This is a genomic window from Mesorhizobium sp. WSM4836, from assembly GCF_055811815.1.
On sequence record NZ_JBVVQF010000001.1, the window covers coordinates 417733 to 433055 of the forward strand.

General features: G+C 63.0%; 16 protein-coding genes. 8 read left to right on the forward strand and 8 right to left on the reverse strand.

Going from position 1 to position 15323, the window contains the following annotated elements:
• The first annotated feature begins 106 nt into the window (after positions 1-106).
• The 7 genes from AC0L2P_RS02090 (at position 107) to AC0L2P_RS02120 (ending at position 7882) form a co-directional block, all read left to right on the forward strand.
• On the forward strand, positions 107-1138 hold the full coding sequence (locus tag AC0L2P_RS02090) for a histone deacetylase family protein (protein WP_473499592.1): 1032 nt from the start codon (positions 107-109) through the stop codon (positions 1136-1138).
• Between the two features lie 193 nt (positions 1139-1331).
• Entirely contained in the window at positions 1332-2975 is a 1644-nt protein-coding gene (locus AC0L2P_RS02095) for an MFS transporter (protein ID WP_473499593.1), read from the forward strand.
• A gap of 137 nt (positions 2976-3112) precedes the next feature.
• Positions 3113-3973 (forward strand): FAD binding domain-containing protein, encoded by an 861-nt coding sequence (locus AC0L2P_RS02100; RefSeq protein ID WP_473499594.1) that lies wholly within the window; start codon positions 3113-3115, stop codon positions 3971-3973.
• Complete coding sequence (locus AC0L2P_RS02105) at positions 3973-4449, forward strand: (2Fe-2S)-binding protein (RefSeq protein ID WP_473499595.1); 477 nt, start codon at positions 3973-3975, stop codon at positions 4447-4449. Before AC0L2P_RS02100 ends, AC0L2P_RS02105 begins: the two co-directional genes overlap by 1 nt.
• Before the next feature lie 16 nt (positions 4450-4465).
• Positions 4466-6730 (forward strand): xanthine dehydrogenase family protein molybdopterin-binding subunit, encoded by a 2265-nt coding sequence (locus AC0L2P_RS02110; protein WP_473499596.1) that lies wholly within the window; start codon positions 4466-4468, stop codon positions 6728-6730.
• A 66-nt stretch (positions 6731-6796) separates the two neighbouring features.
• Entirely contained in the window at positions 6797-7042 is a 246-nt protein-coding gene (locus AC0L2P_RS02115) for a MoaD/ThiS family protein (RefSeq protein WP_473499597.1), read from the forward strand.
• 672 nt (positions 7043-7714) lie between these two features.
• Positions 7715-7882, forward strand: coding sequence for a hypothetical protein (locus AC0L2P_RS02120; RefSeq protein WP_473499598.1), 168 nt, complete (start codon positions 7715-7717; stop codon positions 7880-7882).
• A 29-nt stretch (positions 7883-7911) separates the two neighbouring features.
• Here AC0L2P_RS02120 and AC0L2P_RS02125 read toward each other — a convergent pair whose 3' ends face one another.
• The 3 genes from AC0L2P_RS02125 to AC0L2P_RS02135 all read right to left on the reverse strand — a co-directional run bounded on the left by AC0L2P_RS02125 (position 7912) and on the right by AC0L2P_RS02135 (position 9384).
• A complete protein-coding gene (locus tag AC0L2P_RS02125) occupies positions 7912-8418 on the reverse strand; it encodes a flavodoxin domain-containing protein (RefSeq protein WP_473499599.1) in 507 nt (168 codons plus the stop codon).
• 89 nt (positions 8419-8507) lie between these two features.
• Positions 8508-8972 (reverse strand): Hsp20/alpha crystallin family protein, encoded by a 465-nt coding sequence (locus AC0L2P_RS02130; RefSeq protein WP_473499600.1) that lies wholly within the window; start codon positions 8970-8972, stop codon positions 8508-8510.
• The gene (locus tag AC0L2P_RS02135) at positions 8965-9384 is read right to left on the reverse strand and encodes an Hsp20/alpha crystallin family protein (protein WP_473499601.1); all 420 of its coding nucleotides are present in this window, start codon (positions 9382-9384) and stop codon (positions 8965-8967) included. Before AC0L2P_RS02135 ends, AC0L2P_RS02130 begins: the two co-directional genes overlap by 8 nt.
• A gap of 273 nt (positions 9385-9657) precedes the next feature.
• On the opposite strand from AC0L2P_RS02135, the gene AC0L2P_RS02140 reads away from it, so the two are divergent.
• Positions 9658-9846: a hypothetical protein gene (locus tag AC0L2P_RS02140; RefSeq protein WP_473499602.1), complete on the forward strand. Its 189-nt coding sequence runs from the start codon at positions 9658-9660 to the stop codon at positions 9844-9846.
• Between the two features lie 452 nt (positions 9847-10298).
• Here the strand turns inward: AC0L2P_RS02140 and AC0L2P_RS02145 are convergent, their stop codons facing one another.
• From AC0L2P_RS02145 to AC0L2P_RS02165, 5 genes are all read right to left on the reverse strand, one after another.
• A complete protein-coding gene (locus AC0L2P_RS02145) occupies positions 10299-10823 on the reverse strand; it encodes a sulfocyanin-like copper-binding protein (RefSeq protein WP_473499603.1) in 525 nt (174 codons plus the stop codon).
• A gap of 599 nt (positions 10824-11422) precedes the next feature.
• On the reverse strand, positions 11423-11935 hold the full coding sequence (locus tag AC0L2P_RS02150; RefSeq protein ID WP_473499604.1) for an OmpA family protein: 513 nt from the start codon (positions 11933-11935) through the stop codon (positions 11423-11425).
• Positions 11936-11945: 10 nt separating this feature from the next.
• The gene (locus tag AC0L2P_RS02155) at positions 11946-12605 is read right to left on the reverse strand and encodes a L,D-transpeptidase (RefSeq protein WP_473499605.1); all 660 of its coding nucleotides are present in this window, start codon (positions 12603-12605) and stop codon (positions 11946-11948) included.
• Positions 12606-12795: 190 nt separating this feature from the next.
• The gene (locus tag AC0L2P_RS02160) at positions 12796-13083 is read right to left on the reverse strand and encodes a hypothetical protein (RefSeq protein WP_473499606.1); all 288 of its coding nucleotides are present in this window, start codon (positions 13081-13083) and stop codon (positions 12796-12798) included.
• Between the two features lie 387 nt (positions 13084-13470).
• On the reverse strand, positions 13471-15267 hold the full coding sequence (locus AC0L2P_RS02165) for a chloride channel protein (protein WP_473499607.1): 1797 nt from the start codon (positions 15265-15267) through the stop codon (positions 13471-13473).
• Between the last annotated feature and the right edge of the window lie 56 nt (positions 15268-15323).

A 15323-nucleotide genomic window follows, 5' to 3' on the forward strand; every position in this document is an offset into this window, starting at 1 on the left:
AGACGACCGGCTGCCGGGCCAGCAAGCCATGGCTGGTTGGCCCAGCGCCTTGTGAAAGGCAGTGCAGGACGGCTAGGGTCGCCGCGTCTCGCCACGGAACAATTTCATGAAGACTTTTTTTTCGCCTCTCCATGCCGGCCATGCCGGTAATGTCGAATTGATCGCCGGCGCCATCGTGCCCGCATTTGAAAAGCCTTCGCGCGCCGAGTTCATCAGGGAGCGAGTGGAGAGCGAAAAACTCGGTCCGATCCTGCCGCCGGAAATCCACGACCTCGCCGCCGCGAGGAAGGTGCATGCCGGCGACTACATCGATTTCCTGCCGACCGTGTGGCCGCTCTGGGAAGCGTCGGGCCGCGGCGGTTCGGCCATTCCCTTCACCTGGCCGACGCGCGGCTTGCGCGGCGACGTGCGACCGAAAGGCATCGATGCGCTGCTCGGTTTCTATTCCTTCGACGGCGGCGCGACGTTCGTCAAGGGCACGTGGGACGCCATCAAATCGTCCTATGACGTCGCGCTGACCGCCGCCGCCCTGGTCAAGGCCGGTGAGCCTTCCGCCTTTGCGCTCTGCCGCCCGCCAGGGCACCATGCCGGGGCAGCCTTCATGGGCGGCTATTGCTTCATCAACAACGCCGCCGTCGCCGCGCAATGGTTTCGCGACCATGGCGCCGGGCGCGTTTCGATCCTCGACGTCGATTATCACCACGGCAACGGCACCCAGGAGATCTTCTATCGCCGCGGCGACGTGCAGGTGCTGAACCTGCATGGCGATCCGAAGACCGAATATCCCTTCTTCCTCGGCCATGCCGACGAACGCGGCGAGGGCGACGGCGAAGGCTTCAACGACAATTACCCGATGCCCTTCGGCACCGGCTGGGAGGTGTGGAACGCCTCGCTCGAGGACGCTTGCACGAGGCTTTCGGCTTATGCTCCTGACGTCGTCGTGGTTTCACTCGGCGTCGACACGTTCGAGAAGGACCCGATCAGCCAGTTCAAGCTGAAAACGGGCGACTATCCCAGGATCGGACGCCGCATCGCCAGGCTCGGCCTGCCGACGCTGTTCGTCATGGAAGGCGGCTACGCCGTCGAGGAGATCGGCATCAACGCGGTCGGCGTGCTGACCGGCTTCGAGGACCGCTAGAGCCGCCGTGACCGCAAATCATATGTCAGCATGGCAAGCGCTACGTCGGGCCGGCGCTATCTCGTTGTTGGACCATGATCTTTCTCGAGAATGCGTTCGCCCTTTGCGATGTGATGTTCTATTTTTTGAATCCTCGGCTTGAGGGGCCGAATTCATCGGAAGAACAAACGCATTTGAGCCCGGGAAAGCATTTATGAACGACGACACACCGGACAGCGAAAGCGCCTCGGCGCTGGCGCCGTTCCGGTACGGCATCTTCCGGGCGGTGTGGTCCGCCAGCCTCGTCTCCAATTTCGGTGGCCTCATCCAGGGCGTCGGCGCCGCCTGGATGATGACGACGATCGCCACCTCGTCCTACCAGGTGGCGTTGGTCCAGGCCTCTACCACCTTGCCGATCATGCTCTTCGCGTTGCTGGCCGGCGCCATCGCCGACAGCTTCAACCGGCGCAAAATCATGCTGATCGCGCAGATCTTCATGCTCGTCGTCTCGGCTCTTCTGACGGTCTTCACCTATCTCGACCTGATGACGCCATGGACGCTGCTTGCCTTCACCTTCCTGATCGACAGCGGCACCGCGCTCAACAGTCCGTCCTGGCAGGCTTCGGTCGGCGACATGGTGCCTCGCACCAAGGTGCCGGCGGCGATCGCGCTCAACTCGATGGGCTTCAACCTGACGCGCAGCGTCGGCCCGGCGATCGGCGGCATCATTGTTGCCGCGGCCGGCGCCGCCGCGGCCTTCGCCGTCAACACGCTGAGCTATGTCGGTCTCATCGTCGTGCTGGCCCGCTGGCGGCCGGAACTGCCGGCATCGACCTTGCCGCGCGAGACGCTCGGCGCCGCCATGGGCGCCGGCCTGCGCTACGTCGCCATGTCGCCCAATATCGGCAAGGTGCTGGTCAGGAGCTCGGCTTTCGGCTTCAGCGCCGGCGCGGTGCTGGCATTGCTTCCGCTGGTCGCGCGTGACGTCGTCAAGGGCGATGCCTTGAGCTACGGCATCATGCTCGGCGCCTTCGGCATCGGCGCCGTCGGCGGCGCGCTGACCAGCGTCAGGCTGCGGCAGCTGCTGTCCAGCGAAACCATGGTGCGCATGGCATTCGCCGGTTTCGCCGTCTGCGCTTTCAACGCCGCCGTCAGCGATCATGCGTGGCAGACGTCGCTCGGCCTGCTGGTCGGCGGCGCCTGCTGGGTGACTGCGCTGTCGCACTTCAACGTCACCGTGCAGATGTCGACGCCGCGTTGGGTGGTCGGCCGCGTGCTGTCGGTCTACCAGACCGCGACCTTCGGCGGCATCGCGCTCGGCAGCTGGGTCTGGGGTGTCGTTGCCGACGCGCATGGCGCCGAAGTCGCCCTGATGGCGGCCAGCGTCGCCATGCTGGCGGGAGGCGCCATCGGCCTGCTGCTGCCGCTGCCGCAGCAGGCTGTGCTCAACCTCGACCCGCTCAACCGCTTTCAGGAGCCGCATCTGGCGCTCGACCTCAAGCCGCGCAGCGGCCCCATCGCCATCATGATCGAATATGTCATCCGTAACGAGGACGTGCCGGAATTCCTCGCCACCATGGCCGAGCGCGGCCGCGTTCGCCGCCGCGACGGCGCCCGCAACTGGACCTTGGCGCGCGACCTCGAAAATCCCTCGATCTGGATCGAGCACTACCACACGCCGACCTGGGTCGAATATATCCGCCACAACAGGCGCGCCACCAACGCCGACGCCGTCATCGGCGAGCGTATAAGGGCGCTGCACAGCGGCAACGAGCCACCGCGCGTCCGCCGCATGATCGAGCGCCCGACGACGGCAGGCACGGCGCTGGTGATGCCAAAGGGGCCGATCGAGCATTAGGGGCTAGCGCTGCGCCCAGTTGGACGAGTAAATGAAATTGCGGCGCCTGGCCTAATCCGCCAATACGCGAACAGGATGGCCCATTGTCGAGAGACGCTTTATATCGGTTGCCGTGATACGACCGCTAAGGGGAGACGATGCGTTACATACGTCCGCTTTCAATCGAAGATGCCGTTGGCCAGTTGGCCGGATCAGGCGGCACGGCCGCCATTCTCGCCGGAGGCAGCGACCTCTTGGTGAGGATGAAAGGCGGCTTCATCGAACCCGACCTGATCATCGACATCAAGGCGATCGAGGGCTTGAGTGAAATCAGGGAAACAGCCGAGGGCTTCAGCATTGGTGCCGCGGTCCCCTGCGCCGTGCTCGGCGAGAACGCGGCCCTGCAGAAGTCATGGCCTGGCGTCGTCGAAGCGGCCAAGCTGATCGGCTCCAAGCAGGTTCAGGGACGCTGCACCATCGTCGGCAATCTTTGCAACGCCTCGCCGGCCGCCGACAGCGTGCCGGCGCTGGTGGCCGCCGGCGCCAAGGCGGTGGTCGTCGGCCCGGAAACCAGGCGAACTATTGCCGTGGAAGCGGTGCCGACCGGGCCGGGCAAGACGTCGCTGGCCAAGGGCGAGATCATCGAGGCAATCCTGCTCGACAAACGTCCGCCGCGTTCGGGCGATGCCTATCTTCGTTTCATTCCGCGCACCGAGATGGACATCGCCGTGGTAAGCGCCGGCGTGAACCTGACGCTCGATGAGCAAGGCCGCGTAAAATCCGCCCGCCTGGCGCTGGGCGCCGTGGCGCCGACGGTGGTTCTGGTCGAGGAGGCCGCCGAGGTTCTCATCGGCTCCAAGCTGGACGAAGCCACGCTGCAGAGGCTCGCCAAGGTCTGCTCCGGGGCCTGCCGCCCGATCGACGACAAGCGCGGCACCATCGAATTCAGACGGAAAGTCGCGGGTGTGCTGGCCAAGCGGGCCGCCACGACCGCCTATGCACGCGCAGGAGGCAAATGATGGCTGGTGTAGCAGTCTCAACGACAATCAACGGCGACAATGTCGAGTACCTCTGCCAGCCGGACGAGACGCTGCTTGACGTCCTGCGCGATCGCCTGGGGCTGACGGGCGCCAAGGAAGGCTGCGGCACCGGCGACTGCGGCGCCTGCAGCATCATCCTCGACGACCGGCTTGTGTGCTCGTGCCTGGTGCTCGGCGCCGAGGCCGAGGGCCGGCACGTCCAGACCATCGAGGGCATGGCGCATGGCGACACGCTGCATCCGCTGCAGCAGAAATTCCTCGAGCACGCCGCACTTCAATGCGGCATCTGCACGCCGGGCTTCCTGATCGCGGCGAAGGACCTTCTGGCGAAGAACCCCGATCCGACCGAGGAGGAGATCCGCTTCGGCCTTGCCGGGAACCTCTGCCGCTGCACCGGCTATGACAAGATCGTGCGCGCCGTCCAGGACGCCGCCAGCGTAATGAAACAAGCGTGATGAAGGGAGCCTGACGATGAATTTCGATCCGCGTTATTCGGGACGCAGTTTCACCTCGGTCGGCACGCGTCCCATCCGTCCCGACGGCGTCGACAAGGTGACGGGCCGCGCACGCTACGGCGCCGACTTCAACATGGCCGGGCAACTGGTCGGGCGCGTTCTCAGAAGCCCCCATGCGCATGCCATGATCAGGAAGATCGACACGTCGAAGGCGCAGATGCTTCCGGGCGTCAAGGCGGTAATCACCGCAGCCGACCTGCCGGACCTGACCGACGGCGATGCCGCCATGTACGATGTCCTCGACAACTGCATGGCGCGCAAGAAAGCGCTCTATGACGGCCATGCCGTGGCCGCGGTCGCGGCGGTCGATGCCCGCACGGCGAGGCAGGCCCTGAAGCTGATCGAGGTCGATTACGAGGTGCTGCCGCATGTCACCGATGTCGACGAGGCGATGAAGCACTCCGCACCCCTGGTCAATGACGCCATCTTCACCGAGGGCCTCGAGCAAAAGCCCGTCAAGCCTTCCAATGTCACCAAGCGCAGCCAGTTCGGCCATGGCGACATCCACCAGGGTTTCGGCCAAGCCGATTTCGTCGTCGAACGCTCCTTCAAGACCGAGCAGACGCACCAGGGTTACATCGAGCCGCATGCCTGCGTGGCCAATGTCAGCTCTGACGGCACCGCCGACCTGTGGGTCTGCACGCAAGGCCATTTTGTCTACCGCCAGCATTGCGCCCAACTGCTTGGCATGGAAGCCTCGAAGCTGCGCGTCACCTCGTCGGAGATCGGCGGCGGTTTCGGCGGCAAGACCCATGTCTGGGCCGAGCCGGTGGCGCTGGCGCTGTCGCGCAAGGCCGGGCGGCCGGTCAAGCTGGTGATGACGCGCGACGAGGTGTTCCGCGCCTCCGGCCCGACCAGCGCCACCTCGATCGATGTTCGGATCGGCGCTCGCAAGGACGGCACGATCACGGCGGCAGAGGCGACGCTGCGCTATAGCTGCGGCCCCTATGCCGGCACGTGGGCCGAGATCGGCGCCATGACCGCCTTTGCCTGCTACAAGCTCGAGAACGTCAAGACGGTCGGCTACGAAGTGCTGGTCAACCGGCCCAAGACCGCGGCCTATCGCGCGCCGTCGGCGCCGATGGCGGCGTTTGCGGTGGAAAGCGCGGTCGACGAGCTGGCCAAGGAAATCGGCATGGACCCGGTCGAGTTCCGGATCAGGAACGCGGCGCAGGAAGGCACCCGATCGTCCTACGGCCCGGTATACGGCCCGATCGGCATCGGACCGACGCTGGAGGCGGTGAAGAACCACCCGCACATGAAGGCGCCGCTCGGCAAGAATCAAGGCCGCGGCATGGCCTGCGGCTTCTGGTTCAATTTCGGTGGCCAGACCTGCACCGACCTCAACATCGGCATGGACGGCTCGGTGTCGCTCGCCGTCGGGACCGTTGACGTGGGCGGCTCGCGCGCCTCGCTGTCGCTGGTGGCGGCGGAGGAGCTCGGTATCCCCTATGAGCAAGTCAAGGCGGTGGTCGCCGATACCTCCAGCCTCGGCTACAACGACATGACAGACGGCAGCCGCGGAACGTTCTCCTCCTCGATGGCGACGATCTCGGCCGCCCGCAACGCTATCAAGGTGTTGCGGGAACGCGCCGCGCAGATGTGGGACATTCCCGTCGACGACGTGGTCTGGGAAAAGGGCCAAGCGATTGCCAAAGGCGAGAAATACGGCAACCTTGCAGCGCTGTCGCTGAAGGAGATCGCGGCCGCTTCCGGAAAGACGGGCGGCCCCATAGCCGGCCACAGCGAGCTCGTGGCCGACGGCGCCGGCGTCTCCTTCGCTACCCATATCTGCGATATCGAGGTGGATCCCGAGACCGGCTCCACCAGGGTGCTGCGCTACACCGTCGTCCAGGATGCCGGCAAGGCGGTGCATCCGACCTACGTCGAGGGGCAGTACCAGGGGGGTGCCGCACAAGGCATCGGCTGGGCGCTCAACGAGGAGTATATCTATGGCAAGGACGGGCGGCTGCAGAACCCCGGCTTCCTGGACTACCGGATCCCGGTCTGCTCGGACCTGCCGATGATCGACACGCAGATCCTCGAGATCCCCAACCCTAACCATCCTTACGGGGTGCGCGGCGTCGGCGAGACCTCGATCGTGCCGCCGCTGGCGGCGATCGCCAATGCGGTGTCGAACGCGGTCGGGGTGCGCATGACGCACATCCCGATGTCGCCGCCGCGCATCCTGGCGGCGCTCGAGGCGGAACGGGAAGCATGATGCCGAAAAGTGCGCAGCGGTTTTCGGACAACATCATGCTCCATCGCCAATGAGGGTCTCGCGCTGATGGTCGAAGTAACGCTCTGGGGATCGCTCGGCGCGATCGCCGGAGGCAAGAGCAAGGTCGAGATCGAGGCAAAGGATATTCGGGAGCTGTTCAGGAAGCTGGTTGAACAGTATCCCGGCCTCGAGCCCTACATCGATCGCGGCATCGCCGTCGCCATCGACGGGACGATCTATCGCGACACGTGGTCGAAGCAACTGCCGAAAGGGGCGGAGATTTTCCTGCTGCCGCGTCTTGCCGGGGGGTGATAGGGGACCTGCCTCCACCCTCGCCTAGCATCAAGGTCTCGAACGTCGTTGATGGGGCCGGGAGCCGACCGGCGGCTTCGCAACTGGGTATGGCGATAGCGGACGTTTTGCATGAGGAGCTTGAAGTCTCGACCCTTCTCTGCCCTCCGTTCGGAGAACTTAAAGGCAAACCCTGCCCCGAAGCAGTCAGGCTTTCGCTCAATCAAGGCCGAGACGCAGCACCCATCTGCCAACTCACCAGGAACCAAGTGAGCTGCGGGTTTGGCTGGGATGCCGACACGTTCGGTCTAACCATCCACATCCAAAGGAGAGCACGATGACACGAGCGAGCAAAGCCACAGCAGTTGCCGCGGTGTTGGCTATGTTGGCCTCGCCGGCACTAGCCCAGACGAGCGGGACACCTGCGCCCGTAGTACCGGGAGAGGATCATGGAGCAGAACAGTCGCCCGGAGTGAGCGAACAGACTCAAGAATCCATGCGCGAAATGATGCGCCAAATGATGAGTGAGATGCTTCAGAATAGACAGCAAGGAGATCGCGGCCCCCGAGCGGACCGTCGAGGTGGCGACCGCTGGCATCGCGACTACAGAAACGGCCTGCCCGAAGGGCGGCCGATGACGGAAGGCCGCAATGGATGGGCGCCGGAATGATGCATGGCGCAAAGATGCGAATAATGTTTGCCATAGTGGATGCCGACGGCGATGGTTCGCTTTCGCAGACCGAGGTTCAGAATTTCATCGGACGCATGTTCAACGCCGTCGACGAGAACGGAGATGGCAGCGTCGACATGGAGGAAATCCGATCCTTCTTCCACGGAGCCGGCAACGAGGAGGCGGAGTAGACTCGAAGGGCACGCCAGCACCTTCTTGTTTAGCCGGCCATCTCAACAAATCGATCAGCGAAGTTGGCAAGTGCGTTCCAGTCAGTGAATTCGTGATCGCGCTCGGGGCTCGGATCGCCGCTCTTCATGACGACGAATTTGACGAACTGCTCCTGAAAGTAATCGTACTTGGTGAAGCGCAAAGCACCCCCGAGAAGGAGGGTCATGCGTGGTTGCCACCCTGTCACGGAGACGAAGCGATCCACGTAGTGTTGCGCTTCCGTCTTTTGGTCTTCCAGCGCCGCCGACAGACTGACGGATATGAGGGCTGAAGGCTTAGTGTTCAGCAGTTCGTGATGCGCAAAGACGAAGTTCGTGACGGTTTCCTGGTGGTGCTCCTGGTGGACCGACGCGGCAATGACGAACGCGTCGAAGTGTCCGAGCTTCAAATCGGATGCGAGCGCTGCGCTATCTAGCAGCTCGACTTGGTGCCCGCGCTCGCGAATATGCATTGCCGTCCGTGCGGCAATTTTCCGCGTCTGGCCTTCAACGCCCACGTCGGTTGCCGAGAGAACCCGGCGCGAGTCATGGAGTAGCCTCTGCTAGCCGCTGGCGAGCGCGGCGTCTGCGCAATCTTCCTCGACTGTCAGGAAACCGATCTAACCTCGATCCGCTTTGCCGCTGCCTCCGGAGCTCTCGGAATGGCGAGGTGAAGCACACCGTCCTTCATGTTCGCCTCAATTCCATTGATGTCGAAATCCCCGGAGAGAGTGAACTGCCGCTCGAAATCGCCGACCTCATACTCGCGATAGGCCTGGCTGTAGCCCTCGGGCGTATCCTCTTCGACGCGGCCATAGATCGACAGCACCCGCTTCTCCAACGTGACCTCCAAACCCTCCGGGCTGACGCCGGGCAGGTCCGCAACGACGACGAGGCCCGTTTCAGTTTCGTAGATGTCAACCCATGGCACGAAGACCAGCCTCTCATGGGTCCGCTCGCCCGCGTCCTGCTCCGCGGACAGCTTGCCCTCCAGCTCCGGTTGGCTAGTCGGCGTGGTCTGAGACTGCCTGCTCCCCTTCGTTCCCGCTCTCGTGGTCTCCGGCTTAGCCATGACCCGCCTCCTTGCTCGCCTTCACGTGAATGCGCCTGGGCTTGTCCTCTTCGGCCCGAGAAAGATCCAGAGTCAGTACGCCATTGACGAGATCCGCTTCAACCTTGTTCGGGTCGACCACAAACGGCAATGACACAGTCCGCACAAACCGGCCTCGACGACGCTCACGCCGGTGGTATCCCCGCCGGGCTTCCTCAGTTTCGGTTTGCCGCTCTCCGCTGAGCGTAACGGAATCTCTGTGAATCAAGATGTCCAAGTCTTCTGATCTTACAGCAGGCAGTTCGGCGGTGATGATGACGCCGTCCTGGTTTACGAAGACATTCACCGCCGGGAATTCCTGTCGGCTCACTTCGTCTTGGAGGCGGCGTATGTTGCGGAAAGGATCTGCGCCGAATAGCATTCGTGCGATCATTGTCTCCTCCTCGGAAAGCCGCGCCGCAAGGCGCTCGGGTTCCCTCGATGTACAGCAGGGCCACTCCCCGCTCTTCACCGCCCATCGGCGGTGCGCCATAGAGCGATGAGTACCGAGCCCGCGGCTCCCACCTTCCAGCTCTGAGCTTAACTCCAGAGTCGCCTAGGTGGTGCCGCAGGTTCGCTCATCATGTTTCACTGGCATTCTGGTTTACCTGCCTGGCTCCCATTCGCTTGAACGGTTCTCCATGGTGTATGTCCAGTTTGTCTCCGCATGACGATGAAGAAGAATGCCCAGATGGCACTTTGTTGCTTTGATCTGAATCAATTCGAACAGCTCATTGGATGGTTCCGCCCCGATCCCCTTTTTAGTTCGAAGCTGATCGACGACCCGCAACTTGCTGTCCTTGTACAAACCATTACCGATCCGACCGATGCCGATTTGGGTTCGCGGGGCCAATAGTCAAAGTAGAACCCCCGACCCAGACGGAGGTTGCTGCCGTTAACATCTATTCACCGTGCAACGTCCTATAACGGGGCGAAGCGGAAATGCTTTCCTGACTCACCGAAGTCAGCTCCTGATGCAGTCGAGGCAAAACCCGCGTCAGCTCCTCATCAGGCCAGTGACAGCGTCGAATGACCAGTTCGGGTGGGTTTTCTATTCGCCAATCGGAACGAGTAGGCAGCGGGACCACCACCAGATGGCCCAATTCTAGGGGAATCAACCCATACTCCGGTAGGGGCACCGAGGGTCCTGCGGGCACAGAAAATGTCATCGTCGACTTGCGAGTGCCGATTTTCGCGGAGGGCAATCGTGATGGAAGGCCGAATTTCGAATAAGCGCTATGACGCCGGATTTCGGTCGAATCCCAAAGCGCGTGTGCGGCGTGCACGAAGCCCACCATACACGAACGACTATTTGACCGTGAAGATCGTCCACATCCCGGATGTGAAGTGACCTGGAATGTTGCAGAAGAGAAGGTACGTGCCCGGCTTTAGATCGAGCCGCAGGGCGGCAGTCTTATTCGGATCGAGCTCCGAGACTTCGCCTAGAATATCCGGCATTTTATCCTCGTCCACCCTACTCTCGCTGCTGTTATATGGAAACAGCCTCGACAAATCCCTGAGCCGCGTGATGATCATTTCGTGGATTGTGTCCTTCGATGAGTTGAGAACCTCGAACGTTATCTCGCCAGCCTTGACGGTGTCCACGCTAAGTGCAATGCCCATCGTCACCTTTGACATATCCTTGCCGGCCGCGGGAAACCCGAGGTCGGTCGCCATAGCCGTTTCCACTCCCTTGTCCCAAAGCGATACGTTTACCACCGTCCCTGCGGCTTGGGATGGACTCGCCGTCGCCACTCCGATGGCCAAAGCCGCGATCGGCAGAAATGCGCGGATAGAAAGTGGCCTTCCAATAGCGTTACGTTTGAACATCATCGAACGTTCCATCTAACCAGAGTGACGCCAGTAGAATAAGTGTCCGAACCATGAAACGCATTGATCCGAATCAATGAATGACCCAGGCGACCGGACGCTCCCTGAATCACCGCCGCCGGTCTCGGCGCGATCGCGCTGCTGTTACGCCTAAGGGTGCTTGATTCCGGGTGAGTCGCGAAGCAAGGCTAGAGTATTCGAAAGGGATGCCACTCTTCGCCAGCGCCTGATGGGTATGAAGTCGAAATTAATGATGCAGGCCCTTCGTGCCGGTGAGCCGGTGGTTCTCGATGAGCCGCGCAAAGGAGGTTCGGCCGCCATAGAGGCGCCAAAGGTCGTCTTCGGGGTCATGGACGTGAATCCGGCCGAGGGCGAACGAGCTTCCGCAAAGGGTCGAAACAGGCCATAGCGCGAAACGACGGCTTTGGAGAAGCGCCAGGAAAGTCGGCAATTGGCGCACCCGCGACCTCCAGCGCGGTGGTCGGTAACGTCCGCTTTAAGGCAGTGGCACAGCTGACTTAATGACCGAGATAGACGCCAAGCAGCCCCTGCCGCCGTCGGGTGCGAGACTCTGATTTGGTGACAAGCAGAACAGCAGCCCCCTACGACTCGTCCCTCACATCGCGCAAATTAGACACAACGCGGCGGTTCTGCGACCTGCAGGCGGTGTCGGGGCACTCACGGACGAGCCTGTCCTTGCCGTAGCCCTTGGCCCACATGCGGTTGCGGTCTATGCCGCCGGCCGCGAGGTAGTCCATCACCGCATCGGCGCGCTTCTGCGACAGCGCCGTTTCACTTGCGCCGGGATCGTCGGCGAAACCCTGCAGCTTGAGCAGCCAGCGCGGATGCTTTGTTAACCAGGCGATCTGGGTGTCGAGGGTGGCCTTGGCGACAGAATCGAGCGCGGCCGAACCTTGCGTGAAATAGGTGCGGCGGCCGACATTGAGGATAAAATCCTCCTCGCTGCCCGGCTGCACGTTCTGGAAGCCGGCAATCTCCGTGTTTGTGACGTCGGGCGTGGGAGGGGCCAGCGTGTTGCTGGTCGAGCAGGATGCGACCGACACCAGCAGGCCGGCGGCGAGCAGCCGGCGCGTGTTTTCAATCATGCGGTTCATGAGGCGCCAATCATTCGACAGTGGTGGAAGCGGGCGCCTGGTCGGCGATGTGCGGGAGGACCTGCACCGCGGTGCCGAGCGGGCAGCGCTGGTAGAGGTCGATGATGTCTTCCGGGAACATGCGGATGCAGCCGCTGGAAGCGTCGGTGCCGATGCTCCATGGCTCAAGCGTGCCATGCAGGCGGTAGCCGGTGTCGGCGCCGTCGCGGTGCAGATAGAGCGCGCGCGGCCCGAGCGGATTGTTGAACGCGCCGCCTGCGATCATGGGGGGTAGCTCCGGCCTGCGCTTACGCATTTCGGGGGGCGGGACCCAGTCCGGCCACAGCGCGCGGCGGTCGATCGTCGCGCGGCCGTACCATTTGAAGCCGTCCTTGCCTACGCCGACGCCGTAGCGGATGGCGGTCTTGTTTTCCATGATGACGTAGAGGAAGTGGTGGCGGGTATCGACCACGACTGTGCCGACCGGCTCGCTGCTGAAATACTTGACGATCTGGCGATGCCATCTCTTGTCGATCTTGGCGAAGTTGGTCTTGCGATAGACAAAATTGTTGTCGCTGGCGGTACCGGCGAAAAAGGATTTTGCCGCCACGGCTCGAGCAATATTGCTGGTTGCACCCACCGCGACCAGCGCCAGGCCGCCGAGCACGACACCCCTGCGTGATAAAACCATCGGCAATATTCCCCCATGCCTAAAGCCTGGCGGAACCATAGTTGAGAATTATTTAGCCTCAAAGTGGAAAATGCTGCGTTGCTTCGGTCCGCCGAAAGCGGACCGTCTGCTTGAGCGCCGCATCAAGGCGGCGGCGAGCCCGACACCGAAGGCGCTCGACCCGACGGGCACCAGGGGGCCGTACCTGACCCTATGTGCCCTTCACGATTCTCGGTTTAGTCGGTCGGCGGGATTGAGCCGCGCTCTCGATGCCCAAGGCCAACCGCTTCTCGTCTTCGATGGCGCGATCGACTGCCTCAATTTCCTCCTGGAGCACCTTCAGCTCGGCTCCGTAGCTGGAGCCGTCGCTGTCGCCGATCTGAAAGCCACTTGCCCGCATTGCGTCGCGAGTATGGTGCACGTTACGGACTCCTTCGCGTCGAGTCGCGACTAGGATTTCCCTGAACTCTCCAAGACGTTCAACGTGATTGCGAGCCATTGCGTTCTCCTATTTCCTCGTCTTCGTCGCCGAAGGCGATTCAGAACGGCTAAAACTTACGGAGATACTCTCGACAAAGGATGAGTGCGGAAGCTCAAATTTGAATGTCTTGCAACAGCCTGAAGCGCGGCAGGCGGAAATTGGCTAGGACCGGACCGACCCCTCAGACCAGGTCTAGACATTTCGGCCGAGCGCGTCTGCGGCTCGGCGCGCTTCCTCGTCGGCTTGCTGGTCCATCCAGTTGCCGATCCTGGATCGCGGAGAGTCCGTTTCCGAGCGCACAGCGACGCTGGCTCAAGGTCCGAGATGAGGCGCAAAGCAGCCATTCAGGATTCCGTCTGCGAAGGTCAACGTCGGGCTCGTATCCAGACGTTTGCTCTCCCCGCCCTATCCCTCCCCCGACAGATCGCGCCGCGCCTTGTCGAGTTCCTCGGCATAGCGCCGCATCAGGTGGCCTTCGGTCAACAGCCCGACCACCTTGCGGTCGGTGAAATCCTCGACCACCGCCAATTCCTCGGCGCCGGCGCGTTGGAAGGTCTCGGCGGCCGACTGCACGTTCATGCTCGGCACCAGCACCGCATCCCTGAATTTGGCGAAGGACTTAACCGGCATCTCGTCATCCGACAAATGGCTGTGCAATTCGGCGACGATCAGCACGCCGACATAGTGCAGGTCGGCGTCGACCGCGATGACGCGCTGCGAGGCACCGAGCGGCACCTGCTTCCGGAATTGTGCAAGCGTCGTCGAGGCGTCGATGGTGCGGACATCCTTTCGCATCATCGAGCCGACCGTCAGGCTGCGCATCCAGCCGACGTCATGCGCGCTGCGGATGGTCTCGCCGCGCAGGTGAAAGCGCCATGTCGAGAAGGAATAGCCGAAGGTCTCGCGCACCAGGATCGCCGCCATCAGCGAGGCGGCCAGCACCACGCCGGTCAGCGTCAGGTCGCGGGTCGATTCCAGCGCCAGGAAGGTCATCGTCAACGGGCCGCCGACGACGCCGACGGCGAGCGAGGTCATGCCGACCACGGCGGCGACGGCCGGGTCGATGCCGGTCGCCGGCGAGACGAATGCCATCGCCCCGGCAAACATCTTGCCGAGCAGCGCGCCGAGGAACAGCGAGGCAAAGAACAGGCCGCCACGGAAGCCGGAGCCAAGCGAGATCGCCGACGCCGCCAGCTTCAGCACGAAGACGCTTGCCACCGCGGCAAGCCCGTAATTCATCGCGAATTCGCGGTGCAGCGCGCCATGGCCGCTGGACAGGACCTGCGGCGTGACCAGCCCCAGCAGCCCGACCATCACGCCGCCGATGGCGGGGCGCAGCGAGGCGTCGATCGACAGCCGGGCAAAGATGCGCTCGATCAGGTTCACCAGATGCATGATGGCGATGGAAGCACCGCCGCCCAGAAGCCCGAGTAGCATGAACGGCAAATACTGGCTGACTGTGAGCGCCGGCAGACCGGCGAGCTCCAGCGGAAACGGCACGCCGCCGAACATTTCGGCGGTCAGCGAGGCCGAGATCGCGGCAGCCATCACCGGCGCGACATTGGCGACCGAGTAGATGCCGATGACCAGTTCGAAACCGTAGAAGGCGCCGGTCAGCGGCGCGTCGAAGGCGGCGGCGATCGCGCCGGCGGCACCGCAGCCGACGAGGATGCGGACGTCGTTGCGGCGTAGCCTGAAGAAGCGCGCCAGCCGCGACGCCAGGCCCGAACCTACCTGCGTATAGCCGGCCTCGAGCCCGACCGAAGCGCCGAAGCCGCTCGAGATCATCGTCTGCCCGGCGATGATAAAAGTGTCGGTCAGCGACATGCGGCCGCCGTAAAGTGCGTTGGCTTCGATCGGATCGACCGGCGTGCGGAACTTCCGCTTTCTCAGCCAGATCACCGTCAGCCCGAGCAGTCCGCCGCCGATCGCCGGTATCAGCGCTTGCTCCGGTCTTTGCAGCGAAAACATCGCCGAAAGCCGACCGCCGGGCTGAACGCCGAACATAAGCCCGTGCAGCACCTGCACCAGTTCGCTCATGCCGGTGACCAGTGCGCCCGCCATCACCCCGACCAAAGCCGCCAGAATGACGACGGCGATGCCGCGCGCCTCGAGCAGCGGGATCGATCGGATCAGCACCGCGCGCAGCCGGCGGGCATAGACTTGCGGTTCGTTTCTGGGCGGTTCGTTTCTGGAAAGCACCGGGGCGGCTCGCCGATATTCGTGGGGTGCCTGATACGCCCGGCGTCGCCGCATGG

Bases quoted from the DNA above. Each gene is read 5' to 3' on its own strand.
- AC0L2P_RS02090 (WP_473499592.1), top strand. From the start codon at position 107: ATGAAGACTTTTTTTTCGCCTCTCCATGCCGGCCATGCCGGTAATGTC.
- AC0L2P_RS02095 (WP_473499593.1), top strand. From the start codon at position 1,332: ATGAACGACGACACACCGGACAGCGAAAGCGCCTCGGCGCTGGCGCCG.
- AC0L2P_RS02100 (WP_473499594.1), top strand. From the start codon at position 3,113: ATGCGTTACATACGTCCGCTTTCAATCGAAGATGCCGTTGGCCAGTTG.
- AC0L2P_RS02105 (WP_473499595.1), top strand. From the start codon at position 3,973: ATGGCTGGTGTAGCAGTCTCAACGACAATCAACGGCGACAATGTCGAG.
- AC0L2P_RS02110 (WP_473499596.1), top strand. From the start codon at position 4,466: ATGAATTTCGATCCGCGTTATTCGGGACGCAGTTTCACCTCGGTCGGC.
- AC0L2P_RS02115 (WP_473499597.1), top strand. From the start codon at position 6,797: ATGGTCGAAGTAACGCTCTGGGGATCGCTCGGCGCGATCGCCGGAGGC.
- AC0L2P_RS02120 (WP_473499598.1), top strand. From the start codon at position 7,715: ATGTTTGCCATAGTGGATGCCGACGGCGATGGTTCGCTTTCGCAGACC.
- AC0L2P_RS02130 (WP_473499600.1), bottom strand. From the start codon at position 8,972: ATGGCTAAGCCGGAGACCACGAGAGCGGGAACGAAGGGGAGCAGGCAG.
- AC0L2P_RS02135 (WP_473499601.1), bottom strand. From the start codon at position 9,384: ATGATCGCACGAATGCTATTCGGCGCAGATCCTTTCCGCAACATACGC.
- AC0L2P_RS02140 (WP_473499602.1), top strand. From the start codon at position 9,658: ATGACGATGAAGAAGAATGCCCAGATGGCACTTTGTTGCTTTGATCTG.
- AC0L2P_RS02145 (WP_473499603.1), bottom strand. From the start codon at position 10,823: ATGATGTTCAAACGTAACGCTATTGGAAGGCCACTTTCTATCCGCGCA.
- AC0L2P_RS02150 (WP_473499604.1), bottom strand. From the start codon at position 11,935: ATGAACCGCATGATTGAAAACACGCGCCGGCTGCTCGCCGCCGGCCTG.
- AC0L2P_RS02155 (WP_473499605.1), bottom strand. From the start codon at position 12,605: ATGGTTTTATCACGCAGGGGTGTCGTGCTCGGCGGCCTGGCGCTGGTC.
- AC0L2P_RS02160 (WP_473499606.1), bottom strand. From the start codon at position 13,083: ATGGCTCGCAATCACGTTGAACGTCTTGGAGAGTTCAGGGAAATCCTA.